Origin of the sequence: Pseudomonas sp. EA_5y_Pfl2_R50 (assembly GCF_963970475.1) — a bacterium.
Lineage (GTDB): Bacteria > Pseudomonadota > Gammaproteobacteria > Pseudomonadales > Pseudomonadaceae > Aquipseudomonas.
Genome location: NZ_CAXAPT010000008.1, coordinates 196,734 through 222,757 on the forward strand (window position 1 = coordinate 196,734; position 26,024 = coordinate 222,757).

A 26,024-nucleotide genomic window follows, 5' to 3' on the forward strand; every position below is an offset into this window, starting at 1 on the left:
TGGCTGGAATAATAAAATGAAAAATAATAATAGCCTGCTACGCCACATACCCTGGCTAGTGCTGGCAATCGTGGGAGCGTGCGCCCTGGGCGTAGTGGCATTGCGCCGCGGCGAGGCGATCAACGCCTTGTGGATTGTGGTCGCTGCCGTGGCCATTTATCTGGTCGCGTACCGTTACTACAGTCTGTTCATCGCAAACAATGTGATGCAACTCGACCCGCGTCGGGCCACCCCCGCCGTGCTCAACAACGACGGTCTGGACTATGTGCCGACCAACAAACACATTCTGTTCGGTCACCACTTCGCAGCGATCGCTGGCGCCGGCCCCTTGGTCGGCCCGGTACTGGCGGCGCAGATGGGCTATCTGCCTGGCACGCTGTGGCTGATCGCCGGCGTGGTGCTGGCGGGAGCGGTGCAGGACTTTATGGTCCTGTTCATGTCGACCCGTCGCAACGGCCGTTCCCTGGGCGACATGGTGCGTGAAGAAATGGGCCGCATACCCGGTACCATCGCCTTGTTCGGCTGCTTCCTGATCATGATCATCATCCTCGCGGTGCTGGCCCTGATCGTGGTCAAGGCACTGGCCGAGAGTCCGTGGGGCATCTTCACCGTGATGGCGACCATCCCGATCGCGATGTTCATGGGCATCTATATGCGCTACATCCGTCCGGGTCGCATTGGCGAGATCTCGGTGATCGGCGTGTTGCTGCTGCTCGGTTCGATCTGGCTGGGCGGGCAGATTGCTGCTGATCCGGTGTGGGCCAAGGCGTTCACCTTTACCGGCATTCAAATCACCTGGATGCTGATCGGTTACGGTTTCGTTGCCGCAGTGCTGCCGGTATGGCTGATTCTGGCGCCGCGTGACTATCTGTCGACCTTCCTCAAGATCGGCACCATCGTCGCGTTGGCAATCGGCATTCTGGTGACCATGCCCGAGCTGAAAATGCCGGCGCTGACCCAGTTCGTCGACGGCACCGGTCCGGTATGGAAGGGCGGTCTGTTCCCGTTCCTGTTCATCACCATTGCTTGCGGTGCGGTCTCCGGTTTCCATGCGCTGATCTCTTCCGGCACCACGCCGAAGCTGCTGGACAACGAAACCAACGCCCGTTACATCGGATACGGCGGCATGCTCATGGAGTCGTTCGTCGCGATCATGGCCATGGTTGCTGCCTCGGTGATCGAGCCTGGCGTGTACTTCGCCATGAACAGCCCGGCCGCCGTGGTCGGCAGTGACGTGGCATCGGTTGCGCAAATGGTCTCCAGCTGGGGCTTTGCGATCACGCCGGAAGCGCTGCAAGCCGTGGCGCATGACATTGGTGAAACCACCATTCTGGCCCGTGCCGGTGGTGCGCCGACCCTGGCGGTCGGTATCGCGCAGATCCTGCACAGTGTCCTGCCGGGTGAAAACACCATGGCGTTCTGGTACCACTTCGCGATCCTGTTCGAAGCGCTGTTCATCCTCACCGCTGTCGACGCCGGCACCCGTGCCGGACGTTTCATGCTGCAGGATCTGCTCGGCTCCTTCGTGCCGGCGCTGAAACGCACCGAATCGTGGACGGCCAACCTGATCGCCACCGCCGGTTGTGTGGCAATGTGGGGCTGGTTGCTGTACCAGGGCGTGATCGATCCACTGGGCGGCATCAACACCCTGTGGCCACTGTTCGGTATCTCCAACCAGATGCTGGCCGGTATCGCGCTGATGCTCGGCACCGTGGTTCTGATCAAGATGAAGCGCCAGCGCTACATCTGGGTGACTCTGCTGCCAGCTACCTGGCTGCTGATCTGCACCACGACGGCTGGCTTCATCAAATTGTTCGATGCCAACCCGGCCATCGGCTTCCTGTCGCTGGCGAAGAAATACAGCGATGCGTTGGCCAATGGTCAGGTGCTGGCACCGGCAAAAAGCGTCGAGCAGATGCAGCACGTGATCTTCAACGCCTACACCAACGCAACGCTCACCGCGCTGTTCCTGTTCGTGGTCTTCAGCATCCTGTTCTATGCGCTCAAGGTCGGCATCGCCGCCTGGGGCAAAAAAGAACGCACGGATAAAGAATCGCCATTCCAGGCTTTGCCGGATGCGTAACCAGAGGATTGCACCATGTTCAATGACCTGAGTCGCCTCGGTAAATACCTCGGTCAGGCCGCACGCCTGATGGTCGGCATGCCCGACTACGACACCTACGTCGAGCATATGCAAACCAAACACCCGGACAAACCGGTGATGAGCTACGAGATGTTCTTCCGCGAACGTCAGGAAGCCCGTTACGGTGGCAAGGGTGGGCCGAAGTGCTGTTGATCAGAGCCTGAGGTCCAGGCTATCCCCTGTGGGAGCGAGCCTGCTCGCGAATACGGAGTATCAGTTGATGAATCCATTGGCTGACACACCGCTTTCGCGAGCAGGCTCGCTCCCACATTTGTTTTGTGTTGTTCATTCATGTTGTGAAGGAGATCGAGTTTTGTCCTCTCCCATCCCGGTCACGGTACTCAGCGGTTTCCTCGGTGCCGGCAAGACCACCTTGCTGCGTCATCTGCTTAAAGCCGAGCACGGCCTGAAAATTGCCGTGATCGAAAACGAATTCAGCGACGCCGGTATCGATACTCAGTTGTTGGGTGACGAACCGGTACAAGTCATGACCCTGGCCAACGGCTGCGTCTGCTGCACCATTCACACCGATCTGACCAAAGCGCTGTACCTGCTGCTTGAGCGCCTCGACAGCGGTGAGATCGCCTTTGACCGCCTGGTGATCGAGTGCACCGGTCTGGCCGATCCGGCGCCGGTGGCGCAGACCTTTTTCATCGACGAGGAACTGCGTGAGCGTTACCTGCTCGACGGCATCATCACCCTGGTCGATGCCGCGCATGCAGAAGTGCACCTGACCCAGACCATCGCCCAGGCGCAGATCGGTTTCGCCGACCGTTTGCTGGTGAGCAAGACCGATCTGGTCGACGAGGCCACGTTCACTGCGTTGAGCGAACGCCTGACGCGGATCAACCGCCGCGCGCCGATCCGCTTGGTCGAGCACGGCAACATTGATCTGGCGGAATTGCTGGACGTGCGCGGCTTCAATCTCAACGCCGATCTCGGCGGTGGATTGAGCCTGCGTCCGGTGCGCAAGGCACCGTCGATTGATCGCATTTCCAGTCTGGTGTTGCGCACCGATCAACCGCTGGATATCGATCAGCTCAGCGAGTTCATGAATGAATTGCTCGAAGAGCACGGCAAGCAATTGCTGCGCTACAAAGGCGTGCTGAACATTGCCGGCGAGGATCGGCGACTGGTGTTTCAGGGCGTGTTGAAGCTCTACGGTTTCGACTGGGACACCGAGTGGGCCGAGGGTGAGGCGCGGGAAAGTGTGATCGTGTTTATTGCCGATGATTTGCCGGAAGAGAAGATTCGTGCGGGGTTTGCCAGAGTGGCTTCTGTCTGATGGATCTTGGTTGTCTGTGAAGGCCTCTTCGTGAGCAGGCTCGCTCCCACAGTCATTCGCATTCTGTCAGGAGGAATGCCATTCACTGTGGGAGCGAGCCTGCTCGCGAAGGCGATCTAACCGACAGCACAACGTTCAACGTCTGAACCCAGCAATGTCTGCTCAAGATGATCGAGATGCCGATTCATCAATACCCCGGCTTGCGTCGTATCGCCGCGTTCAATGGCATCGACAAGCGCCACATGCTCCTGCCACGCGCAACAGCTGTGCGTGCGACACGCACTTCGCGCAATCGCCAATGACGTCATGGGCACCAGGCTGCCAAGAAAATGCGCCAACGGTGCATTCCCTGCCATCTGCGCCAATGTCAGATGAAACTCCCCTGACAAGCGAATCGCCGCCCCACGCCGATCCTGCTCGACGGCTTGACGCTCGCGCTCGATCAACCCGCGCAAGCCATTCAACACGTCCGCCTGCGGACGCTGGCACGCCAGACGCACCAGCGTGTTTTCGGTCAGGCGCCGTGCATGCAGGGCCTGACGCGTCTGCTCCCTATCAGGTGCCGCAATACGCGGCCGATGATTGGCCCGCAGTACAACAACGTGCTCATGGGACAACTGCGTCAGCACCCGGCGAACGTCTGCACGACTGGCGCCGAACATTTCTTTCAGGCTGTCCTCGGTGAAACGACTGTGCGCATCAAGGCGCTGTTCGAGAATCGCGTCGAGCAAGCGCGGATACAGATCCTCTGCCAGCACCCGCAGCTGGGCGAAGGGCAGGGGCGCGGCGGTCGGCTGCAGGTGCGAGGGTGAAGCAAAACTGTTCATGGCCTGTCTCCTATGAGGGATCAGTGGCTCAGGTTGTCATCCGGAATGTTCAGTTCGATGCCCATGCGCTGGCCTTCACGCAGAATATGCCGGCGCATTTCGGCGCTCGCCTGGGCGCTGTTCTTGCTGCGAATCGCACGCACCACGGCCTCGTTTTCTTCGAGGCGTTCGGCCAGATGCTCCGGGGAATTGCGCAACACTTCGGCGCTTTGCTTGAGGGCATTGCTGGTCTGTTGCACCACGCTCTGAAAAATCGGATTCGAGGTCAGGGTGAACAGCTCTTCGTGGAAGGCGATGTAGGCGCTGACCCCGGCCTCGCTGTCACCGGCGTCGAGGGCTTCGCGCATGTCCATCAGGGTCAGGCGCAACTGGCCGACTTCCTTGCTGCTGATGGATTGCGCCACCAGGCCGACGATGAACGGCTCGAGGGTGTAGCGCAGTTGCAGGACATCTTCGAGGCTGGCCCCGGCCACCGCACTGTCGTGGCTCTGGCTGTCGCTCGGTTGTGCGTCGAGGACGACCACGCCTTTGCCCGGCATCGAGCGCACCAGGCCGAGGGTTTCCAGGACGATCACCGCTTCGCGCAGGCTTGGGCGACTGATGCCCAGTTGTTCGGCCAGTTCGCGCTGGCCCGGCAGCATGTCGCCGGAGCGCCACTGACCACGAGCCAGTGCGGCGCGGAGTTTTTCTACCACTGAGTTGACGACGGTTGATGTGGTAATCACTTGTCTTGCTCCGTGAGCCCGTCGGGGCCGCAGGCAAGATCAAAAGATCGCAGCCTGCGAGCGCCTGCGGGGTTGAAATCAGAACTCTTGCTGGTGTGCCGGAGTTGCTGGTTTACGCGGTTGAAAGGTGTAGCCCTGCTGACCGCTGAGTACTTTGTTGGCGCGTTGTACGTCGATGTCCTTTTCCCAGCGCGCGATGGCCACGGTCGCGACGCAGTTGCCGATCAGGTTGGTCAGCGCGCGGCCGATGCCCATGAACCAGTCCACCGCCAGCACCAGCACCAGACCGACCACCGGAATCGCCGGGATCGCCGTCAGTGTTGCTGCCAGAATCACCAGCGCCGAGCCAGGAATGCCATGGGCGCCTTTCGAGGTGATCAACGACACCAGCAGAATCGTCAGCAAGTCGGTCATCGCCAGCGGTGTGCCGGTGGCGTTGGCGATAAAGACAATGGCCAGAGTCAGGTAGATCGAGAAACCGTCGAGGTTGAACGAATAGCCGGTGGGAATCACCAGGCCGACGGTCGAGCTGCCGATGCCGAGGTGTTCGAGTTTGCGCATGATCTGTGGCAGCACCGCATCGGAAGACGCCGTGCCCATGACGATCAGCAGTTCTTCACGCAGGTACTTGAGTAGCGGCCACAGCCGCAGGCCCGAAGCGCGCATCACGACGCCGAGAATCACACTGACGAAGGCCACGCAGGTGAGGTAGAACAAACCGACCAGACTGCCCAAATGTTGCAGCGAATCGAGGCCATATTTGCTGGTGGTGAAGGCGATGGCGCCGAACACGCCAATCGGCGCCAGACGCACGATCATGCCCATGATGCGGAAGATCACATGGCTGAGTTCATTGATCAGTCGGGAAATCCCGGAAGCCGCTTCGCCAACCAGATTCAACGCGCTGCCGAACAGTACCGAGAACAACAGCACTTGCAGAATGTTGTTGTCGGCAAAGGCGCCGATCACCGAAGTCGGGATCAGGTCCATCAGGAATTGCGTGGTGGTGTGCATGTGCTGGCTGCGTTCGGCGAGATCGCCCATGTCGGCTGCGGACAGCTGCTCCAGATGGATATTCGCGCCGCTGCCGATGCCGGTGCTGAAAGCGAATACCAAGCCAATCACCAGAGCGATGGTGGTCAGCACTTCGAAGTAGATCACTGACTTGAGGCCGATGCGCCCGACCTTCTTCAGGTCGCCCGCACCGCTGATGCCGCTGACCACCACGCAGAACACGATCAGGCCGATGAGCATCTTGATCAGTTTGATGAAGCCGTCGCCGAGCGGTTTGAGCTGGGCGGAGTATTCAGGGAGGGTCAGCCCGCAGACGATGCCGAGCATCAGTCCGAGAACCACTTGCAGGAAGATTGAACGCGAGCACCATCTGAGCATGGGAGGAATCCTGGTCGGTGTCCTGGTTGCCGTGCGCTTGGCGCATCAGATTCAGGACTTAATTATTGTGGTCTTACCGGTATGTCCAGTGCAGGCGCAGTCTACGCTCGGGTTTTTCTGGAATACAAGGGGAAAACACAAAATTGGCATGACCGGTCTGACCAGTGGTGCTGACGTCGGAACTCTCGTGGGGCAACTCTGCTGGCAGAGAAGCCCGGCCATGATCGACCGGGCGGCATCGGGCTGACGCTGTCGGTCAGTAAGGCACGTTGCGCTGCAGGATATTCAGTTTGAACTCCAGGACACTTGCACTGCGATTTGGATCGGTTCGCACGAACGTGCCCACCGCAGGGTCGTATTTATTGCGGCTTTTGCCGGCACTCAACAGGGCGCCGCTGCGCGTCTGGATTCTCAGTGTGGGTGTGTCGGTGTCTATTTGATCGAGGGTGATGATTTTACCGTTGCTGTTCAGCAAGTTGAACGTGGTCTGATCACCGTCTTCGGTTGAATAGGCATTCAGAAAGTCCTTTTCTTCCCGGCTGACGGTTCGGTAGTAATACGCACCAGGGGTGAAGATATAGATTGTGTAATAGTCGTCGAGGCAACGGAAATAAAACGTCAGCGCGTCCGGTGCGACATCGGGCTTGAGAAACAGATAGTCTGAAACATCTACATGGCTAGAGAAAGAAAATGCCTCATAGTCGGGGCGAGGTGTTTTGATTGTTCGGCCGTAGGTCAACTTCGGAAAGTGCGGATAACCGAAGCGAGTGCTCAGCGTTGCAGTAAAGGATTTTTCCTGATCGGTGCTCATAAATAATTTCACATGTTTTAAGTTGGATAAATTGAACGTCGGGTACTAATGGCGTAAACAGAAACTGTTTACGCTGTATTGTCAGACTTCGTCGGGATCACTGAGGAAAGAGGCGTTGCGTTCGATGATTCGCAGCGTGAACGCAATGCCGTCATTTGCAGTCCCGGCCAGGTAGCTGTAGGGCGCACCGCGCCGGCGCACGCTGCCGATGTGCTCGGCGTTGCGGGCCTTGAGCCGAACCCGCTGGATGTCTCGACCCATGTCGGCCAGGGTGATGGTCCGGTTGTCCAGGTCCAGCAGGTTGAACGAGGTGGTGTCGCTGCCGTCAGGCAGGAAGGCACCCAGCACACCGGCCGCATCCTTGCTGATGCAATGACCGGTATGAGTGGCGTGGGAACGGATATAAAGGTGGTAGTAGTCGTCTGTGCAGCGGAAGTAGATGTTCATGGGCGAAGCGTTTTTTACTTCCTCATGCACACGCCGGCCCAATAGATGCGCGTCATCGACTTTGATCGCGGCTCCGGTATAAAAGCCACCCGAGAAGGATACGTCAGTGCGCAAGATCGGGGTTTCATATAAAGCCCCAAGAACGTTCAGATGATGTTGGTCGATTTCAAGTGTGGCTATGAAAGACTTTTGTCGGTTGGTGGTCATGCACTCTTCCTTGAGTTTAAGTGTGTTGATCCTGGATGATTACTGTCTGGTTTGATTGTTTTGTTATTTGCTTTTTGCTTGTCTTGGATAAATCCTAACAGCTAGGTTTTATAAGAGGTGATGTTTTTGCCTGTGTTGTTGTTTCAAGTTTTAAGCAGTGACACTGAAAATCGCGAAGAGCGGGCTTAAAGATTACTTTCTTGCAGACGAAAAAAAACCGGCCAATCACTTGGCCGGTTTTTATGTTGCGGGTTTAACGTCGCAATTAAGCGCCGTATACCGGCAGTTTCTTGCAGATGGCTTTGACTTTCTCACGAACGGCGTCGATCACCGCTTCGTTGTTCAGGTCAGCCAGGATGTCGCAGATCCAGCCAGCCAGCTCTTTGCACTCGGCTTGCTTGAAGCCGCGAGTGGTCACAGCCGGGGTTCCGAAGCGCAGGCCGGAAGTGACGAACGGCGAGCGTGGATCGTTTGGCACGGAGTTCTTGTTCACGGTGATGAAGGCTTTGCCCAGAGCGGCGTCAGCGTCCTTACCGGAGATGTCCTGCTTGATCAGCGACAGCAGGAAAAGGTGGTTTTTGGTACCGCCCGAAACCACGTCGAAACCGCGCTCGATGAATACTTCGGCCATGGCCTGGGCGTTCTTGACGACTTGTTCCTGATAGGCCTTGAACTCTGGCTGCAGCGCTTCCTTGAAGCAGATCGCTTTAGCGGCGATCACGTGCTCCAGCGGGCCACCCTGGGCACCCGGGAATACCGCGGAGTTCAGTTTCTTCTCGATGTCGGCGTTGGCGCGCGCCAGGATCAGACCGCCACGTGGACCGCGCAGGGTCTTGTGCGTGGTGGTGGTCACGACGTCAGCGAAAGGTACCGGGTTCGGGTAAACACCAGCGGCAACCAGACCGGCTACGTGAGCCATGTCGACGAACAGGTAAGCACCGACCTTGTCGGCGATGGCGCGAAAACGCGGGAAGTCGAGGATCTGCGAGTACGCAGAGAAGCCGGCCACGATCATTTTCGGCTTGTGCTCAACCGCCAGGCGCTCGACTTCGTCGTAGTCGATCAAGCCGTTGGCGTCGATGCCGTACTGCACGGCGTTGTACAGCTTGCCGGAGGAGGAAACGCTGGCGCCGTGGGTCAGGTGACCGCCGTGGGCCAGGCTCATGCCCAGAATGGTGTCGCCACCTTGCAGCAGGGCCAGGTAAACAGCGGCGTTGGCTTGCGAACCGGCGTGCGGCTGAACGTTGGCGTAATCGGCGCCGAACAGTTCCTTGGCGCGGTCGATGGCCAGTTGTTCAACAACGTCAACGTACTCGCAACCACCGTAGTAACGCTTGCCTGGGTAGCCTTCAGCGTACTTGTTGGTCAGGACCGAGCCTTGAGCTTCCATCACCGCTGGGCTGGTGTAGTTTTCCGAAGCGATCAGCTCAATGTGTTCTTCCTGGCGCTGAGCTTCTTGCTCCATGGCGGCAAAAAGGTCGGCGTCGTACTTGGCAATAGTCAAATCACGGCTGAACATGGCGGTCCTCAAGGATCGGGGGCAGAAAAGGGGGGCATTCTAACCCAATGGGTTTTGGATGGCATATGAAACGACATCATGTCGCAGACAAGTGGCGTTCATGACAGATGTGCGGTGCTTTTGAAGGCCGCTTCGCGAGCAGGCTCGCTTCCACAGTAATCGAGGGAGGACTGCGATTTTGTGATCGAAATCAATCCCTGTGGGAGCGAGCCTGCTCGCGAAGGGCGCGCCGCCGATCTTCAGTCGAACATGAAGAGCGCGTCATTGCTGAACTGCGCCTCGAACCGGCTCGCCGGCATCGGCCGCCCGAACAGATAGCCCTGAACCTCATCGCAACCATGCTCGCGCAGGAAGTCCAGTTGTTCATGGGTCTCCACACCCTCGGCGATCACCGCCAGGTTCAGGCTGTGGGCCATGGCGATGATCGCCCGGGCAATCTGCGCGTCCTGCTCGCCGGACGGCAGGCCATCGACGAAAGTGCGGTCGATCTTCAGCACGTCGATGGGGAACTGTTTGAGGTAGTTCAGCGATGAATAACCGGTGCCGAAGTCGTCGACCGCGATGCTGAGGCCGAGATTTTTCAGGCCGGCGAGAATCTGCATCGCCTCGCTGACTTCGCGCATCAGGATACTTTCGGTCAGCTCCAGCTCCAGGCACGCCGGCGGCAGCCCGGTTTCGCGCAGGATCGTGGCGATCCGCGTGCCGAGCTGGCCATCGGAGAACTGCCGCGCGGAGATGTTCACCGAGACCTTCGGCACGCGCACGCGGCTCTGGTGCCAGGTTTTCAGTTGGCGGCAGGCCTCGCTGATCACCCAGTCGCCGACGTCGACCACCAGACCGAGTTCTTCCAGCACCGGAATGAAATCCCCCGGCGGCACCAGGCCACGGCGTGGATGGCGCCAGCGCAACAGCGCTTCGGCGCCGGTCAGGCGTTTGCCGTCGCCACTGAATTGCGGCTGGTAATAGAGGACGAATTCGTTCTGCTCCAGCGCATGGCGCAAGTCGCTTTCCAGTTCCAGACGCTCCAGTGCGCTGGCGTTCATGTCGGCCTGATAGAACTGGAAGTTGTTCTTGCCGCGCTCCTTGGCGTGGTACATCGCGGTGTCGGCGTTCTTCATCAATTGGCTGAGTTCGTTGCCGTCCTGCGGGCTCAGGGCGATGCCGATACTGGCGGTGACGAAAAACTCGCGGCCCTCCAGCACGAACGGCCGCACCAGACTGGCGAGAATCTGCTCGGCGACGTGAATGGCCCGGTTCAGCGCCAGTTCGCGGCTGGAGCGATGTTGCAGCAACAAGGTGAACTCGTCACCGCCCATGCGCGCCACGGTGTCGTCATCGTCGACGCAGGCCAGCAGGCGTGTGGCCATGTCTTTCAACATGCGGTCGCCGGCGGCGTGGCCGAGGGAGTCGTTGATCGGCTTGAAGCGGTCGAGGTCAAGGAACATCAGCACTACCCACGACTTCTGTCGCTCGGCCGATTGCAGCGCGGTGTGCAGGCGATCCTGGAACAGCGTGCGGTTCGGCAAATGGGTCAGGGCGTCGTAATAGGCGAGGCGGTGAATGCGTTGCTCGCTGGCCTTGCGCTCACTGATGTCGCTGAAGAAGCACACGTAACTGGCCAGATCGCCCTCGTCGTCGAGCACGGCGGTGATGCCGACCCACGCCGGGTAATGCTCGCCGTTACGGCGCTTGAGCCAGACTTCGCCTTCCCAGGTGCTGTGCTGATGCAGTTGCTTGAGCACGTAGCGCAGGTGCGCGTCTTGCTGCTCGTCGACAGTGAGCATGTTCGGCAGTTGGTCGAGCACTTCGCTGACGGCGTAACCGCTGACCCGGCTGAAGGCTTCGTTGGCCTGAACGATGTAGCCGGCAGGGTCAGTGATCAGGATCGCCGAGGTCGAGTGTTCGAACACCGTGGCGGCCATGCGCAGGTCTTTCTCGGCGCGACGTTGCTGGCTGATGTCGCGACCGACGCCGAGCACGCCTTCAAACGCGCCGTGCTCGTCCCACACCAGCACCAGACGCAGCTCGATCGGGATCTTGCGGCCATCGGCACGCAGGCAGTCGAACAGAAACAATTGCGTCTGCACCTGGCTGCGCAAAATGGCCAGTTGGTCGGGTTTATCCAGCGCTTTGCTGACCCGATCCATCAGCGTGTAAATGCCGCTCAGTTGTAACGGGTTGGCGATGGTCGATTGCCAGCCGTTCTGGAAAATCCACTCGGAGTCGTACCCCAGCACCGCTTGCACTGACGGGCTGACGTAATTGAGCGAGAGCTTGCTGTCGGTGGAGAAAATCACGTCGCTGATGCTTTCGGCGAGCATGCGGTAACGCTGTTCACTGTCGCGCAGGGATTCACTGGCCTCGATCTGCTCGGTGATGTCCTTCGCTACTCCGATGATCCGCGTGACCTGATCGTGTTTGTCCCGGGCCAGGGCTTGCTCGCGGATATCGAAACGCCGCCACTTGCCATCGCGATGACGGAAGCGCAACTGACATTGCAGCAACTGGCTGTAACCGGCGTGGCGCTGCATCTGGCGCGAGCGATGGTAGTAATCGGCGTCTTCCGGGTGCAGAAGGATTTCCCAGAAGTACTCGCCCATCTGGTGCAGCTCGGTGCGGTTGTAGCCGAGGGTCTGACCGAGGTGGTGGTTGCTGAAAATCATCCGCTGGCTGATCACGTCCTGCACATACAGATGATCCGGCACGGTGCGCACGACGTCCGACCAGAACCCTTCGCGTTCGAGCAGCGACAGTTCGATCAGTTTTCGGCTGGTGATGTCGTTGATGCTGAGGATCACCGCTTTGTAATCGTGCTGCTCGGTCGGCAGGCGCAACACCATCCACAGGTGCTGGTCGCGACCATTGATGTCCGGCAGTTTGATTTCCAGTTCCAGCTGTTTTTGCTGCTGGAGCACAGCGTCGAGCACCTGATTGCCGATGGCGCACTGACGGTGCGGATGACCGTCGATCAGCAGTTGCCAGGCATGCTCGCAGGAATTGACATTGAGCAGTTGCAGCGCGACCTGATTGACTTCGGTGACCCGCAGTTCCTGCAGCAATTGCTGGCGTTGCTGCGGCTGATCCAGCCAGGCCTTGAGTTGATCGCTGGTCTGGATCTGCGCCTTGTCGAACACCTGCTTGAGCCCGGACAGGTCGAGCACGCACAACGCCACGCCAGTGCCTTCAAAGATGTCCTGATAACGTCGGCGACCTTCATGCAACTGACGTTGGCGCCGGCGCATGTTCAGCAGTGCGATCACCGGCAACATCGAGAACGCCAGGCCGAGCAGGCATTTGCCGATGAACGCCGGCAGCAGTTCTTCAAGCACGCGCTGGCGGTCGAACAGGCCGCGCAGTTGCCAGTCGCTGCTGCTCAGCGGCACGGTGAGCACGGTGTTGGCCAGATCGTCCGGACTCAGCACGCCAGGCTTGCCAGAGGACAACGCTTCGTCGCGGCTGATGATCTGATGGTTGATACGGTTTTCCACCAGCCACAGTGGACGCAGGCCGGTCTCGCTCTGTTTGGTCAGCGAGTCGAAAAAGGTCGGTGTCAGGCGCAAGGCCCAATAGCCGCGGGTGCTGCCACTGGCCTGATGCAGCAAGAGGTGCACCACCGAGCCGTCATCGGCATTGCTGAAGTAGTGCGCCTGCGAGCGGCTGCGGCGTACCAGTTCGGTGAGGTAGTCGGCGTCGGAGCTGTCGGCGGCGCTGTCGTTGATGATGCGGCCTGAGGGGCTGAGCAACGCCATGCTGCGAAGATCGGGCAGCGATTGCTGAAGCTTGCGCAGCAGGGCCTGCTGTTCGTCGGCTGATTGCGGTTGTTCGACGATCGGTAGCAGGTTGAGAGCGATTTGCGCGTTCAGTGCCATGTTCAGGCTGACTTGCGAGGCCAGGTCAGCGGTGTAGTCGATGGTGTACTGGCGCTGGTTTTTCTGGGTTTCGCGCAGTTGATCGAGCAGTTGCCAGAACAGCAATGCCAGTAATAAAAGCACGAGGGTTGCCAGCGCACCCTTCAATGTCCCGCGCAGGGGTGAGCCGGGCGCCGGTTGGGAGCTGCTCACAGAGGCGGGCGGAGTGACATTGGACAAGCTGTGATCCTGCGGTTTGGCTGGACTGGCGCGACGTGCACTATAAGCCGGACGCCCAAAGGGCGGCTAGCATGCCTTGAGTCGTGGCGAAGTGCCAGCCCTTCGCGGCTGGACTGCCACCGGTCATTCAGGTAGCTTTGCCGGTTACGCGGGAGCGTTCCAGCTCCTAGACTCAGACTTTTCAGCGCGCACGCATTGATAACCATCAAGTGAACGACGCGCATGGTCTGGCCGGGCTTCGCCTGCGCTGCAATCATTCATCTGTCACTGACCCAAGGTTCTCCATGGCTCAATACGTCTTCACCATGCATCGGCTGGGCAAAGTTGTTCCGCCGAAGCGGGAAATTCTCAAAAACATTTCGTTGTCCTTCTTCCCCGGCGCCAAGATTGGCGTGCTCGGCCTCAACGGTTCGGGTAAATCCACGCTGCTGAAAATCATGGCTGGCGTCGACACCGAGTTCGAGGGCGAAGCCCGTCCGATGCCGGACCTGAACATCGGTTATCTGCCGCAAGAACCACAACTTGATCCGGCCAAGACTGTGCGTGAAGTGGTCGAGGAAGCGGTCAGCGTGATCAAGGATGCGCAGGCGCGTCTCGACGAGGTCTACGCGGCCTACGCCGACCCGGATGCCGACTTCGACAAACTGGCAGCTGAACAGGCCAAGCTCGAAGCGATCCTGCAGGCCAGCGACGGTCACAACCTTGAGCGCCAGCTGGAAGTCGCCGCCGATGCGCTGCGTCTGCCGGCCTGGGACGCGAAAGTAGAACACCTGTCCGGTGGTGAAAAACGTCGTGTGGCGTTGTGCCGTCTGCTGCTGTCCGCCCCGGACATGCTGCTGCTCGACGAACCGACCAACCACCTGGATGCCGATTCCGTCGCGTGGCTGGAGCACTTCCTGCACGACTTCCCGGGCACTGTGGTCGCGATCACGCACGACCGTTACTTCCTCGACAACGTGGCGGGCTGGATTCTGGAACTCGACCGCGGTGCGGGCATTCCATACGAAGGCAACTACTCGGGCTGGCTCGAAGCCAAGTCCGATCGACTGGCCGCTGAATCCAAGCAGCAGTCGGCTCACGAAAAAGCCATGAAGGAAGAACTGGAGTGGGTGCGCAAAGGCGCCAAGGCCCGTCAGTCGAAATCCAAGGCGCGTCTGCAACGCTTCGAAGAAATGCAATCGCAGGAATTCCAGAAGCGCAGCGAAACCAACGAGATCTACATTCCGGCCGGTCCGCGCCTGGGTGACAAGGTCATCGAATTCAAGAACGTCACCAAGGGCTACGGCGATCGCGTGCTGATCGACAACCTGTCGTTCTCCATGCCGAAAGGCGCCATCGTCGGCGTGATTGGTGGTAACGGTGCCGGTAAGTCGACTCTGTTCCGCATGCTGATGGGCAAGGAAACGCCGGATTCGGGCACTATCGAAGTCGGTGAAACCGTGCAACTGGCCTGCGTCGATCAGAGCCGCGAAGACCTGGATGGCAGCAAGACGGTGTTCCAGCAGATCTCCGACGGTTCCGACCAGATCCGCATCGGCAACTACGAGATTCCGTCGCGTACCTACGTCGGTCGCTTCAACTTCAAGGGTGGCGATCAGCAGAAGTTCGTCAAGGACCTGTCCGGTGGTGAGCGCGGTCGTCTGCACCTCGCGTTGACCCTGAAGGAGGGCGGCAACGTCCTGCTGCTCGACGAACCGTCCAACGACCTCGACGTTGAAACCCTGCGCTCCCTGGAAGAAGCCCTGCTGGACTTCCCGGGCGCTGCCATTGTGATCTCTCACGATCGGTGGTTCCTTGACCGCGTGGCGACGCACATCCTGGCGTATGAAGACGACTCGCAAGCGGTGTTCTTCGAAGGTAACTACACCGAGTACGAAGCTGATCGCAAAAAGCGTCTCGGCGAAGCGGCTGCCCAGCCACACCGGGTACGTCACAAGAAACTGGCCTGATTCGGGTCGGTTGCATAAAAAGCGGAGCCTTCGGGCTCCGTTTTTTTTGCCCGGTTTTTTTCAGGTTTACCGAGTCGCACCGTGGCAGCAAGCTTGCTCGCGAAAGCGGTATGACTATTGGTGCATAACTCAAATCCTGAATCACCATTCAGGTGCAAAACAGGACCAAAAACAGGCCTTATTTATATCCTGTGCACCATTTAATTTCATAACTGCGACATTTTGCTCTGTTCCTGTGCGCAATCCGTTTGTTACAGTCCGGCCCAATCTCCTCCAACGACAATAAATTTGCCGAGACTTTTCCCATGATCGAATCCGTTGAATCCTTCCTTGCCCGTCTGAAAAAACGCGACCCGGATCAGCCCGAATTCCACCAGGCCGTCGAAGAAGTCTTGCGCAGCCTGTGGCCGTTTCTCGAAGCCAATCCGCATTACCTGACCTCAGGGATTCTCGAGCGCATCTGCGAGCCGGAGCGGGCGGTGGTGTTTCGCGTGTCGTGGGTCGACGATCAGGGCAAAGTCCAGGTCAATCGTGGTTTCCGCATCCAGATGAACAGCGCCATCGGCCCGTACAAGGGCGGCCTGCGTTTCCATCCGTCGGTGAACCTGGGTGTGCTGAAATTCCTCGCCTTCGAACAGACCTTCAAGAACTCCCTGACCTCACTGCCGATGGGCGGCGGCAAGGGCGGTTCCGACTTCGATCCGAAGGGCAGGAGCGACGCAGAAGTCATGCGCTTCTGCCAAGCGTTCATGAGCGAGTTGTACCGCCATATCGGCGCTGATGTTGACGTGCCGGCCGGCGACATCGGCGTCGGTGCGCGAGAGATCGGTTTCCTCTTTGGCCAGTACAAGCGCCTGAGTAACCAGTTCACCAGCGTGCTGACCGGCAAAGGCATGACTTACGGCGGCAGCCTGATTCGCCCGGAAGCCACCGGTTTCGGCTGTGTGTATTTCGCTGAAGAAATGCTCAAGCGCCGCGAGCAGACCGTCGAAGGCAAGCGGGTGGCGATCTCCGGTTCCGGCAACGTCGCGCAGTACGCGGCGCGCAAGGTTATGGACCTGGGGGGCAAAGTGATCTCCCTGTCCGACTCCGAAGGCACGTTGTATTGCGAGGCCGGGCTGAGTGAAGAGCAGTGGCTGGCGCTGCTGGAGTTGAAAAACGTCAAGCGCGGACGCATCAGCGAACTGGCAAACGCCTTCGGTCTGGAGTTCCGCGCCGGTCAATTGCCGTGGTCGCTGCCGTGCGACATCGCGCTGCCGTGCGCCACGCAGAACGAACTCGACGCCGAATCCGCGCGCACGCTGCTGCGCAATGGCTGCGTATGTGTGGCCGAAGGCGCGAACATGCCGACCACGCTTGCGGCAGTGGATATCTTTATCGAGGCCGGCATTCTGTTTGCGCCGGGCAAAGCATCGAATGCAGGCGGCGTCGCAGTCAGCGGACTGGAAATGTCGCAGAACGCCATGCGCCTGCTGTGGACGGCGGGCGAGGTCGACAGCAAGCTGCACGCGATCATGCAGTCGATCCACCACGCTTGTGTGCATTACGGCGAAGAGAACGGGCGGATCAACTACGTCAAAGGCGCGAACATCGCCGGCTTTGTCAAAGTTGCCGACGCGATGCTGGCGCAGGGTGTGGTTTAAGCCGGTTCGATGCGGATCACCTCGATCACTTGATCACCAACGGGGCGCTGCCACAGCACCTCGTCGTTAAGGCGGGCGCCCAGCAGCGCCCGGCCCAGCGGTGAACCCCAATTGATCAGGCCTTTGCCGGCATCGGCCTGATCTTCGCCGACCAGTTGCACCCGGCGTTCGGTGTCGTGTTCGTCGGCGTAGGTGACCCAGCTGCCGATCTGCACCTTGTCGGTGGACGTGGCGGCAACCGCGACTTGTGCGCTACCCAAACGTTGATTGAAGTAACGCAAATCCCTTTCCAGATCCGCCAGCCGCTGTTTGTCAGCCTGTTCGCCTTTGGCCGATTGCTCGGCATGCAGGGTTTGCAGTTCGGCGACTTTCCCCTGCAACTGCGCCAATCCCTGCGGCGTGACGTAATTGGGCTGCGCGCTGACCTGACGTTCGACTGGTTGATCGGCTTGTGCGGCGGCGTTGTCTTCGTTGACGAATGCGCGACTCATGGTGTCCTCCTCGTATGAGGTTTGGGCCATGCTCACAGGCATTTGGTTTCACTGGATGTCTGTAAGCGACCTACTGCGAGCGATAGGCCCGCGCCGCGCCCTGCTCTTTCTGCTGCTGCCAGGCGCGTTCGCGCTCGTCCCAGTGTTCGTTGCGATAGTCTTCACGATCCTTGTTTTCCAGCATCGCCTGGCACTGGCGGAAGCCGTCGGTCCAGCCTTCGGCGTATTGGTTGTCCTTGAGATAGCGCGGCACGTTCTTGCGAAACTCGCCGCTGATCGAACCGGCGGCCTGTCGGCCACTGACACAGCCGTCATCGAAGCCGTCGGCGAAGGCCGGTGGATAACCTTTGGTGATCAAGTCTTCGTGGGTGGACTGACAACCGCCCAGCAACAGCACAACACCCAACAACCCCGCACACCGCCACATTGCACTCTCCCGCGCCGGCACTCGGCTCATGGGGAAAGTCTAGAAGGGGATTCGTTGGGCGTTGGTGAAAGGCATGTGAGTAAATCGTCAATCACTGGAGATCCCTATGGGAGCGGGCTTGCTCGCGAAGGCGTCGTGTCAGGCGACTCTGATATCGACTGATCCACTGCTTTCGCGAGCAGGCTCGCTCCCACAGGGGGGGATTTATCGGCCTCCGATCAGTAGTGATACCACTTCACCTCAAGCATCACTTCCGTTTCCGGCGTCGCCAGATGGCTGAACTCACGCTGGGCACTGAGGCGTAAACCGAGGTTGCGCGACAACTCCCATTGCTGATTCAAACTGAGGCTGCGGCGCACTTCGCCATTGAAGAAGTAATCACCCTTGGCCTCCAGACTGAGATTGCCCAGCGGGTTTTTCCACAACACGCCGGTATTGAAACCGCCGGCCGGGGAGACGAACTCGGCGAAGTCATTGTTGTGCTCGACGCGCACCGTGCCGAGGGCAAAACCCAGCACATCGTCACCCAGCGCCCACGTGCCACCGCCGCCTCCATTAACGTGGCTGACCAGCGTTTCGTCATCATGCTTGCCCGGTACACGTTCCAGGCCACCGGTAACCTGCCACGACAGCGGCTGCAACAACTCATTGCGCGGCGTCAGCGAACGAATCGTCGCCAGATCCAGTTGCTGGAACTGCCAGTGATTGCCCTCGTACTGACGCAACTTCATCTGCAGGATTTCAATCTGCGCGCCGAGCGGGAAGCTTTCGGCGTTGTCATTGAGGTCATGGTAAGCCATGCGCAAACCGTACTCACCGAATGCGCGGTCGCCACGGGTGCCGAGACCGGCCTGCCAGGTGCGTGATTCATGGCCGTCTTCGGGTAGGCCCGGTTGCGGAATCTCCAGCTCCGGCGCCGGGTTCTTGTTGATCGCCCGCAGCAGTTCAAAGCTGCGCTGCGCCCGTTGCGGATCACGCTCCTGGCCGTTGGCGCGGTAGCGCTCCAGGCGATACGCCGCATCGATGATCAACGCTTGACGGGCACGGGGCAGGGCTTTGAACGCCGGCTCCTGCAACACCTGTTGATCGGCGCTGACGTTCAGCACCCATTGCTGTTCGTCACTGTTCAATGGCTCGGCACGACTGAGCAGTTCGCGCTCGCGGGACGGGCGGTATTCGATACTTTCCACCAGTCCGGCTTCCTTCACCGCTTTGACGGTGTCGGTGGGGATGGCGGTCAGCGGGAACTGTTCGGTCAGGCGCAGGCTCGGGCGTGCCACCTGCAGCAGTTCGAGCAAACGGTACGAGCAGTTTTCATCGAAGAAGAAATAGTCGAACTGAATCTGCTTCAGCTCCCACACATGTTCGACCATGCGTGCGGTTTCTTCCTGGGTCAGGTTCAGCCGGTACTCCCACAGGTCGCGGTTTTCCAGGCTGCGGTATTCCGAGAGTTTTTCCTGATACGGCACCAGCGCGAACAGCCCCGGATAGCCGCCCATCAAGCCTTTCCAGGCGTAGAGAATGCTGTTGTCCGAGCCTTCGATGTAGGCGCCGAAGTTGATTGCGTAACTGAGCAGAGAGGTCTTGTCGGTCTGCACGTCAGCCTGGTCGATGCGCAGCAGGGTGTGGCCGAACATCGATGACGGGCTGTTCAGATAGGCCGCCGGGAAGATCATCACCGCGCTGTGCGGCGAAACATCCTTGAACCATTTCTTGTACTCGGCGCATGCCGGCGCTGGCAGATCGCTGAGATTGAGCTGTGCCTTCAACCAGCGGGTACGGGCCGGGTAAACGCATTGCGCATGTTGCTCGCCGAGGCTGGCCGGGGCGTACAGCGCTTGCACGGTGGCCGCCAGTTCGCGGTCGGGATGTTCATTGCCATCGGGTGCGAGGAAGAATTTCTTGTCGCTGACATAGCTGCGCCAGCCGCCAAGCTTGGCGGTTTCGTAGTGACCGAGGGAAATCCAGAAGCGGTCGTTGGCCAGTTGCTGCAAACGTTGAGGGTCGATATGAGGCGCGGCGGACAGCGGGGCGCAGACACAGAGCGCCAGCCAGGCAAGGCGTTTGAGCATAGTCGGCAACTTGAACAGGAAAGAAATTAAGACCCAGGGAGGGCGGGCCGAAAAAACAAAACCCGCTTCCCGAAGGAAGCGGGTGGGGTCGAGCTTAAGCCTGAGTTGCGTACTTGGCCAGACGAGGGTCCGATTTCAGTACGGCCAGGGTGTTGGTATGCACGTCTTCAGCGGTCACGTCAGCTTTGCTGAAGATCTGCTGGAAGTGCTCGTGAGTCACGGCTGCGAAGTGCGCGCGATCTTCCGGCGCCACGCCCAGTACCACGGCGTAAGTTGTCAGCGCTTCGCCGTTGCCTTTGGCCATGTCTTCGGACAGCTCGTTCATCATGCCATTCATGGCAAACCAGGATTTGCCGCCGTAGGTCAGCGATGCGTTGGTCGAGCAGCCGTTGGTGCCGGACGTCATCCCGAAGGTAGCGTTACCGGACGTGCCGTTGGTGGTGGAAGCGAGGAAGTGAGCAGGGGTGCCACGCTGACCTTCAAACAGCATGTTGCCCCAACCGCAATCCGGGCCGCCTGGAGCTTGCGCCATTGCGTTGATGGATACAGCGGTGAAGAGAGTACCGAGAAGAATCCGTTTCATAGCTTTGTTCTCTTTATGTGCATACCAATGGACAGGGTTCTGGCCCCCCAAGCTCTGTACGAAACAGATCAAAACGAAGCCAGTGGGCCGGTATTAGTTCCAGCCGCGCAGTTTGGAGTTTAGGCACGTTCCAGGGGTTCCGTGGTTTTTTGCAAAATATTTGGAATAAACCCCGGTTTCAGGGGACGGACAGTCGGCATGGCCGGTTGTCTATGCTTTGTCGTATGGCGCGCCTTGCCAGTGGGGCACGGGCAGCGCCAGAATGCCGCTATCTGCCCCGCCTGATTGTTAAGGAAGCCCGATGCCTGATCCTGTTGCTGCCAGCTTGCGTCTCGCGCCTGAAGCGCTGACCCGTCCGTTTTCCGCTGAACAGTTCAGCTTCACTACCACCAATGATCTGGAGCCCTTTCGCGGTGTGCTCGGCCAGGAACGCGCTGTCGAAGCCTTGCAGTTCGGTGTGGCCATGCCACGCCCCGGTTACAACGTATTCGTCATGGGCGAGCCCGGCACCGGCCGGTTCTCGTTCGTCAAACGCTACCTGAAGGCCGAAGGCAAACGCCTGCAGACCCCGGCGGACTGGGTCTACGTGAATAATTTCGATGAGCCGCGCGAGCCGCGCGCACTGGAGCTGCCCTCGGGCACTGCCGGCGCGTTCATCGGTGACATCAACGGTTTGATCGATAACCTGCTGGCGACGTTTCCAGCGGTGTTCGAGCACCCGTCCTACCAGCAGAAGAAGAGCGCCATCGACCGCGCGTTCAATCAGCGCTACGACAAGGCCCTGGACATCATCGAGCGTCTGGCCCTGGAAAAAGACGTTGCCCTGTATCGCGACAGCAGCAACATCGCCTTCACGCCGATGCTCGATGGCAAAGCGCTGGACGAGGCCGAATTCGCCCAGTTGCCGGAAGCTGATCGCGAGCGTTTCCATGATGACATTTCCGGCCTCGAAGAGCGCCTGAACGAAGAACTCGCCAGCCTGCCGCAATGGAAGCGCGAGTCGAACAACCAATTGCGCTCGCTCAACGAAGAAACCATCACCTTGGCCTTGCAGCCGCTGCTGTCGCCGCTGTCGGAGAAGTACGCGGAAAACGCCGGGGTCTGCGGTTACCTGCAAGCGATGCAGGTCTATCTGCTGAAAACCGTGGTCGAGCAACTGGTCGACGACAGCAAGACCGATGCCGTGGCGCGCAAGTTGCTGGAAGAGCAATACGCGCCCAGCCTGGTGGTCGGTCATCCGGTCAGCGGCGGGGCCCCCGTCGTTTTCGAGCCGCACCCGACTTATGAAAACCTCTTCGGGCGTATCGAATACACCACCGATCAGGGCGCGCTCTACACCACTTATCGTCAGTTGCGTCCGGGAGCCTTGCACCGCGCCAATGGCGGTTTCCTGATCCTTGAGGCGGAGAAAATGCTCAGCGAGCCGTTTGTGTGGGATGCGCTGAAACGCGCCCTGCAATCGCGCAAGCTGAAAATGGAATCGCCACTGGGCGAGATGGGCCGTTTCGCCACCGTGACCCTCAATCCGCAGCACATTCCGTTGCAGGTCAAAGTCATCATTATCGGTGCGCGGTCGCTGTACTACACGCTGCAAGACCTCGATCCGGACTTCCAGGAGATGTTCCGCGTATTGGTCGATTTCGACGAAGACATCCCGATGGTCGACGAGAGCCTGGAGCAGTTCGCCCAGTTGCTGAAAACCCGAACCTCGGAAGAAGGCATGGCGCCGCTGACCGCCGACGCGGTGGCGCGTCTGGCAACTTACAGCGCACGACTGGCCGAGCATCAGGGGCGTTTGTCGGCGCGCATTGGCGACCTGTTCCAACTGGTCAGCGAGGCGGATTTCATCCGGCATCTGGCCGGCGATGAAATGACCGATGCCGGCCATATCGAGCGCGCATTGAAAGCCAAGGCCACGCGTACCGGGCGCGTGTCGGCGCGGATTCTCGACGACATGCTCGCCGGGATCATCCTGATCGACACCGATGGCGCAGCGGTCGGCAAATGCAACGGTCTGACCGTGCTCGAAGTCGGCGATTCGGCGTTCGGTGTGCCGGCGCGGATTTCCGCCACGGTGTACCCGGGCGGCAGCGGCATCGTCGACATCGAGCGTGAGGTCAACCTCGGTCAGCCGATTCACTCCAAAGGCGTGATGATCCTTACCGGATATCTGGGCAGCCGTTACGCCCAGGAATTTCCGCTGGCGATTTCCGCGAGTATCGCGCTGGAGCAATCCTACGGTTACGTCGATGGCGACAGTGCGTCGCTGGGCGAGGCGTGCACGTTGATCTCGGCGCTGTCGAAGACGCCGCTCAAGCAGTGTTTTGCAATCACTGGCTCGATCAACCAGTTTGGCGAAGTGCAAGCGGTGGGCGGGGTCAACGAGAAGATCGAAGGCTTCTTCCGTCTTTGCGAAGCACGCGGGCTGACCGGCGAGCAGGGCGCAATCATTCCGCAGGCCAACGTGGCGACGCTGATGCTGGATGAGAAGGTATTGGCGGCGGTGCGTGCCGGGCAGTTCCACGTCTACGCGGTGCGTCAGGCCGATGAAGCGCTGAGCCTGCTGGTCGGTGAGCCGGCCGGTGAGCCGAACGCCGAGGGAGAATTCCCGGAGGGCAGCATCAATGCGCGGGTGGTGGAGCGCTTGCGCGACATCGCCGAGATGATCAGCGAAGAAGACCTCAAGGAAGCTGAGAAGGAGTTGGCCCAGGAAGCTTTGGCCGAAGCCAAACCGGCTTAACAGGCTTGCAATGAACCCTGTGGGAGCGAGCTTGCTCGCGAAAGCGGTGTATCAGTCGACGAATCAGTTGCCTGACACTCCGCATTCGCGAGCAAGCTCGCTCCCACAGTTGTTTTTGCATATTGGTTTTTGCACTGATCTTCCGGAAATTCGCCACTAGTCTGGCGCCAGAATTCACACAATGACCATTCGGCGCCTTCTGGTTTCATCCGGCTTGCTCAGCGGACTTTTCTTCTATTCTCAGCTCAAGGATATCGACAGTATCACTGGATCGAGCCAGTCCTCCCGTGGGGGCTGAATACCGGCTTCACCGAGGGTCGCCGCCATGTCGCGCAACCTCTGCCTCACCCGTCAATGCCTGGGTCTTGTGACCCGAATCGAATGCGCCATCAAGCCGTTGGCCGGCGATAACGGCATGTGGACGCTGCTCTTCGCGGCCGGTATGGCCGGCGAACAACCTTCCGCCATCAAAGCCCAAGGCCCGTTTCACGGACCGATTGCTGCCGAGTCGATTCTCGACACCATTGTTGAGAGCCTGACGCTGCATGGTTATGAACTGGCCGACGATCCGCAGATCTGGAGCCTGCACTTGCAAGCCCAGTTGCGGCAGATCAACGGCGGGCGCAGCCGCAGTCTGAATTAGGATTTACGCCTGCAGGCGCTGGCGCAGGCGTGATCTGTTGATCTTGCTGTTCAAGGCGTTGTCTCAGGCATTTGCGCCTTGTCCAGTTTGACCTCGAAGCCATATTGCACGGTGCTGAGCTCGGTTCGCTGATAGGCCTCCACGTGGGTTGGATGGCCATAGAAGTAGTGCACGCCGAACAGCGCTGGGCCTTCTGCGCCCGCATCGTGGCTGACCGACAGAATCTGCTTGAGGTAGTTACCGCTATCGTCCTTGACGAAGAACCGCCATTCGTTGGCCGGGAACAGCTTCAAATCCACCACCAATGTGTTGTTCTTTATCTCCAGGCCCTTGGGCAGGGATTGGCTGTCGTATGCCTGTTTTGCCACGGAGGCCAGAAACAGCGGCATCGAACCGACAGCAATCGCCGGGGTTTCCGGGAACAGATTCAAATCGTAAGTAATCGTCGCGCGCAACGGATCGACCTGATAAGCCTCGGGTGGCAGTTCGATCGGCTCGTCGAGCTTGCCGTTGTGTTTCTCGGTGAAGAACGTCACCGGGCTCTCGCCGGGGTTGAAGTCGTCGCCGAGCAACTCATCGTTGAAGGTCCGGCGGTGGGAGAACTCGATGCGTGCGGCGCTCGGGTCTTCCACGGACTGATGTATGCGAATGCCAGCCTTCAATTGGTCTTCGGTCAGGCTCGCACCCTTGAGCCAGTTGGCGGCCTGATCGTCATAGACCACCACCGGCAGATCCAGTGGCTGGATGGCTTTTTCCGTGGTGTGCTGGTTGAAGGCGTGGATAGGCAGGTCGAGAGACTTGCGGGTCACGGTGACGGATGAGAAGTCGAGGACGCTGACTTCCAGCGTTTCGATGGGGCCGTTGAAGTAAACCTTGTTGTAGCGTCGCGGATGTTGTTGTTCGAAGCCTTGCTGGGCGTCGCCCAGCTGTTTTTCCAGGGTATCGCTCCAGCTCTTTTGTTGTTGCAACTGCGTCAGTTGTTTTTCGTAGAAGGCGACCTGCTCAGGACTCTCGTTGATCGAACCGGCACGCACCAGATATTGCCCGGTGGTGTCACGGGCCTGGACGATCAGCGGATTGAACTGGGCGCCGGCCACTTCCGGCGCCAGTGGCAGGTCGTTGCTGACTTCGACTTCCGCGTAGTTTTTTTCCAGCTTCAACAGTTTGACGCTGAGGTTGTCGTTGCTGCGGGTCTGGCCGATGTCCTTCTTCGTCAGGTCGAAGCTGTACAGGCGACGCGGCGCGATGACTTCGACCTGACCTTGCAGGCTGACCGGTTGCGGCAGGCTTTTCTTGTCGACATTCAGGCCTTCAATGAACGGGTAGGTCACCGTCAGGTCATCGGGATTGGTGACGTTGGAGCTGGACGGGCTGAGCTGTATACCGGGATCGGTTTCCGACCATTCCGGCTGAAAGCCGATGACGCGTTTATTGCTCAGGGTGACCGATTGCCATTCCACGCCATGGGGGAACAGGAAGCCGCCGGGAATATTGAGGTTGAAAGGGAACACCGGTTGCAGGTCGGTGAGGTAGTCGGAACTGGAATCCTTATGCAGCACGAACAGGCCATCGATGAAGGTGTCGACCAGCGCCTGCGGGGTCGGGTAGTGCTTGAGCACGCCGAGGGCATCTTCACCGTATTCGGTTTTCGCCGGGATACTGTCGAGTTTCAACTGTGCGCGCTGGAGCAATAACAGCGAACCGCCGAGTTCGCTGATGGCGTCCTTGAGTCTCGGATCAGTGACGGCGTCCAGTGACTGTTCGAATCTGGCGGTTTTTTCCTCAAGGCTGGCGGTGTGGTGTTCGTCATCGGGCGAGCAACCGCCCAGCAGCAGGGCAAGGCAAATTCCGGCAGTCGTTATCGGCAATCGCACATCCATTTCAACGCGTCCTGTCCACTGTCACGGGGCTGTCAATGGTTTGGACACTAGCAGAAAAACTTTGACACACACACGCAGGTGGCGGATTTCCGGACGGTTTATGGCTGTCACAGGTGGCTGGTATACTCGCCGCCATTTCCAGCCCCTTGTGT

Annotated in this window: 19 protein-coding genes; 7 read left to right on the top strand and 12 right to left on the bottom strand. The window is 59.4% G+C overall.

Annotated features, from left to right (window positions below):
- Positions 1 to 16: 16 nt before the first annotated feature.
- The 3 genes from AACY19_RS15890 to yjiA all read left to right on the top strand — a co-directional run bounded on the left by AACY19_RS15890 (position 17) and on the right by yjiA (position 3,428).
- Complete coding sequence (locus AACY19_RS15890; RefSeq protein WP_339451719.1) at positions 17 to 2,083, top strand: carbon starvation CstA family protein; 2,067 nt, start codon at positions 17 to 19, stop codon at positions 2,081 to 2,083.
- 15 nt (positions 2,084 to 2,098) lie between these two features.
- Complete coding sequence (locus AACY19_RS15895) at positions 2,099 to 2,296, top strand: YbdD/YjiX family protein (protein ID WP_003228401.1); 198 nt, start codon at positions 2,099 to 2,101, stop codon at positions 2,294 to 2,296.
- Positions 2,297 to 2,456: 160 nt separating this feature from the next.
- A complete protein-coding gene (gene yjiA, locus AACY19_RS15900; RefSeq protein ID WP_339451721.1) occupies positions 2,457 to 3,428 on the top strand; it encodes a GTPase in 972 nt (323 codons plus the stop codon).
- 116 nt (positions 3,429 to 3,544) lie between these two features.
- Here the strand turns inward: yjiA and AACY19_RS15905 are convergent, their stop codons facing one another.
- From AACY19_RS15905 to morA, 7 genes are all read right to left on the bottom strand, one after another.
- A complete protein-coding gene (locus tag AACY19_RS15905) occupies positions 3,545 to 4,255 on the bottom strand; it encodes a GntR family transcriptional regulator (protein ID WP_339451723.1) in 711 nt (236 codons plus the stop codon).
- 20 nt (positions 4,256 to 4,275) lie between these two features.
- Positions 4,276 to 4,980 (bottom strand): FadR/GntR family transcriptional regulator, encoded by a 705-nt coding sequence (locus AACY19_RS15910; protein WP_339451725.1) that lies wholly within the window; start codon positions 4,978 to 4,980, stop codon positions 4,276 to 4,278.
- Positions 4,981 to 5,058: 78 nt separating this feature from the next.
- Positions 5,059 to 6,372, bottom strand: a complete 1,314-nt coding sequence (locus AACY19_RS15915; RefSeq protein ID WP_339451727.1) for a C4-dicarboxylate transporter DctA — start codon at positions 6,370 to 6,372, stop codon at positions 5,059 to 5,061.
- A 256-nt stretch (positions 6,373 to 6,628) separates the two neighbouring features.
- Positions 6,629 to 7,183, bottom strand: a complete 555-nt coding sequence (locus AACY19_RS15920) for a hypothetical protein (protein ID WP_339451728.1) — start codon at positions 7,181 to 7,183, stop codon at positions 6,629 to 6,631.
- An 81-nt stretch (positions 7,184 to 7,264) separates the two neighbouring features.
- Entirely contained in the window at positions 7,265 to 7,837 is a 573-nt protein-coding gene (locus tag AACY19_RS15925; RefSeq protein ID WP_339451730.1) for a hypothetical protein, read from the bottom strand.
- A gap of 265 nt (positions 7,838 to 8,102) precedes the next feature.
- The gene (gene glyA / locus AACY19_RS15930) at positions 8,103 to 9,356 is read right to left on the bottom strand and encodes a serine hydroxymethyltransferase (protein ID WP_329695841.1); all 1,254 of its coding nucleotides are present in this window, start codon (positions 9,354 to 9,356) and stop codon (positions 8,103 to 8,105) included.
- 239 nt (positions 9,357 to 9,595) lie between these two features.
- Entirely contained in the window at positions 9,596 to 13,444 is a 3,849-nt protein-coding gene (morA, locus tag AACY19_RS15935) for a cyclic di-GMP receptor MorA (RefSeq protein ID WP_339451736.1), read from the bottom strand.
- A gap of 284 nt (positions 13,445 to 13,728) precedes the next feature.
- On the opposite strand from morA, the gene ettA reads away from it, so the two are divergent.
- Together ettA and gdhA are read left to right on the top strand one after the other, a co-directional pair.
- Positions 13,729 to 15,393, top strand: a complete 1,665-nt coding sequence (ettA, locus tag AACY19_RS15940) for an energy-dependent translational throttle protein EttA (protein ID WP_186748043.1) — start codon at positions 13,729 to 13,731, stop codon at positions 15,391 to 15,393.
- A gap of 305 nt (positions 15,394 to 15,698) precedes the next feature.
- Complete coding sequence (gene gdhA, locus AACY19_RS15945) at positions 15,699 to 17,036, top strand: NADP-specific glutamate dehydrogenase (RefSeq protein ID WP_339451742.1); 1,338 nt, start codon at positions 15,699 to 15,701, stop codon at positions 17,034 to 17,036.
- On the opposite strand, the gene AACY19_RS15950 is transcribed toward gdhA, so the two are convergent.
- From AACY19_RS15950 to AACY19_RS15965, 4 genes are all read right to left on the bottom strand, one after another.
- Positions 17,033 to 17,527 (bottom strand): GreA/GreB family elongation factor, encoded by a 495-nt coding sequence (locus AACY19_RS15950; protein WP_339451744.1) that lies wholly within the window; start codon positions 17,525 to 17,527, stop codon positions 17,033 to 17,035. The two genes, gdhA and AACY19_RS15950, sit on opposite strands and share 4 nt — an antisense overlap.
- A 70-nt stretch (positions 17,528 to 17,597) precedes the next feature.
- A complete protein-coding gene (locus AACY19_RS15955) occupies positions 17,598 to 17,954 on the bottom strand; it encodes a hypothetical protein (protein ID WP_339451899.1) in 357 nt (118 codons plus the stop codon).
- 218 nt (positions 17,955 to 18,172) lie between these two features.
- Positions 18,173 to 20,026 carry an Lnb N-terminal periplasmic domain-containing protein gene (locus AACY19_RS15960; RefSeq protein WP_339451746.1) on the bottom strand — a complete coding sequence of 618 codons (1,854 nt, stop codon included), beginning with the start codon at positions 20,024 to 20,026 and terminating at the stop codon, positions 18,173 to 18,175.
- A 94-nt stretch (positions 20,027 to 20,120) separates the two neighbouring features.
- A complete protein-coding gene (locus tag AACY19_RS15965; RefSeq protein ID WP_007909797.1) occupies positions 20,121 to 20,609 on the bottom strand; it encodes a DUF3015 domain-containing protein in 489 nt (162 codons plus the stop codon).
- A gap of 301 nt (positions 20,610 to 20,910) precedes the next feature.
- Between AACY19_RS15965 and AACY19_RS15970 the strand changes: the two genes are divergently transcribed.
- Together AACY19_RS15970 and AACY19_RS15980 are read left to right on the top strand one after the other, a co-directional pair.
- Positions 20,911 to 23,349 (top strand): Lon protease family protein, encoded by a 2,439-nt coding sequence (locus AACY19_RS15970; RefSeq protein ID WP_339451748.1) that lies wholly within the window; start codon positions 20,911 to 20,913, stop codon positions 23,347 to 23,349.
- A gap of 325 nt (positions 23,350 to 23,674) precedes the next feature.
- Positions 23,675 to 23,992: a PA4575 family protein gene (locus tag AACY19_RS15980; RefSeq protein ID WP_064392388.1), complete on the top strand. Its 318-nt coding sequence runs from the start codon at positions 23,675 to 23,677 to the stop codon at positions 23,990 to 23,992.
- A 50-nt stretch (positions 23,993 to 24,042) separates the two neighbouring features.
- Here the strand turns inward: AACY19_RS15980 and AACY19_RS15985 are convergent, their stop codons facing one another.
- Positions 24,043 to 25,872, bottom strand: a complete 1,830-nt coding sequence (locus tag AACY19_RS15985) for a hypothetical protein (protein ID WP_339451751.1) — start codon at positions 25,870 to 25,872, stop codon at positions 24,043 to 24,045.
- Positions 25,873 to 26,024 lie beyond the last annotated feature (152 nt).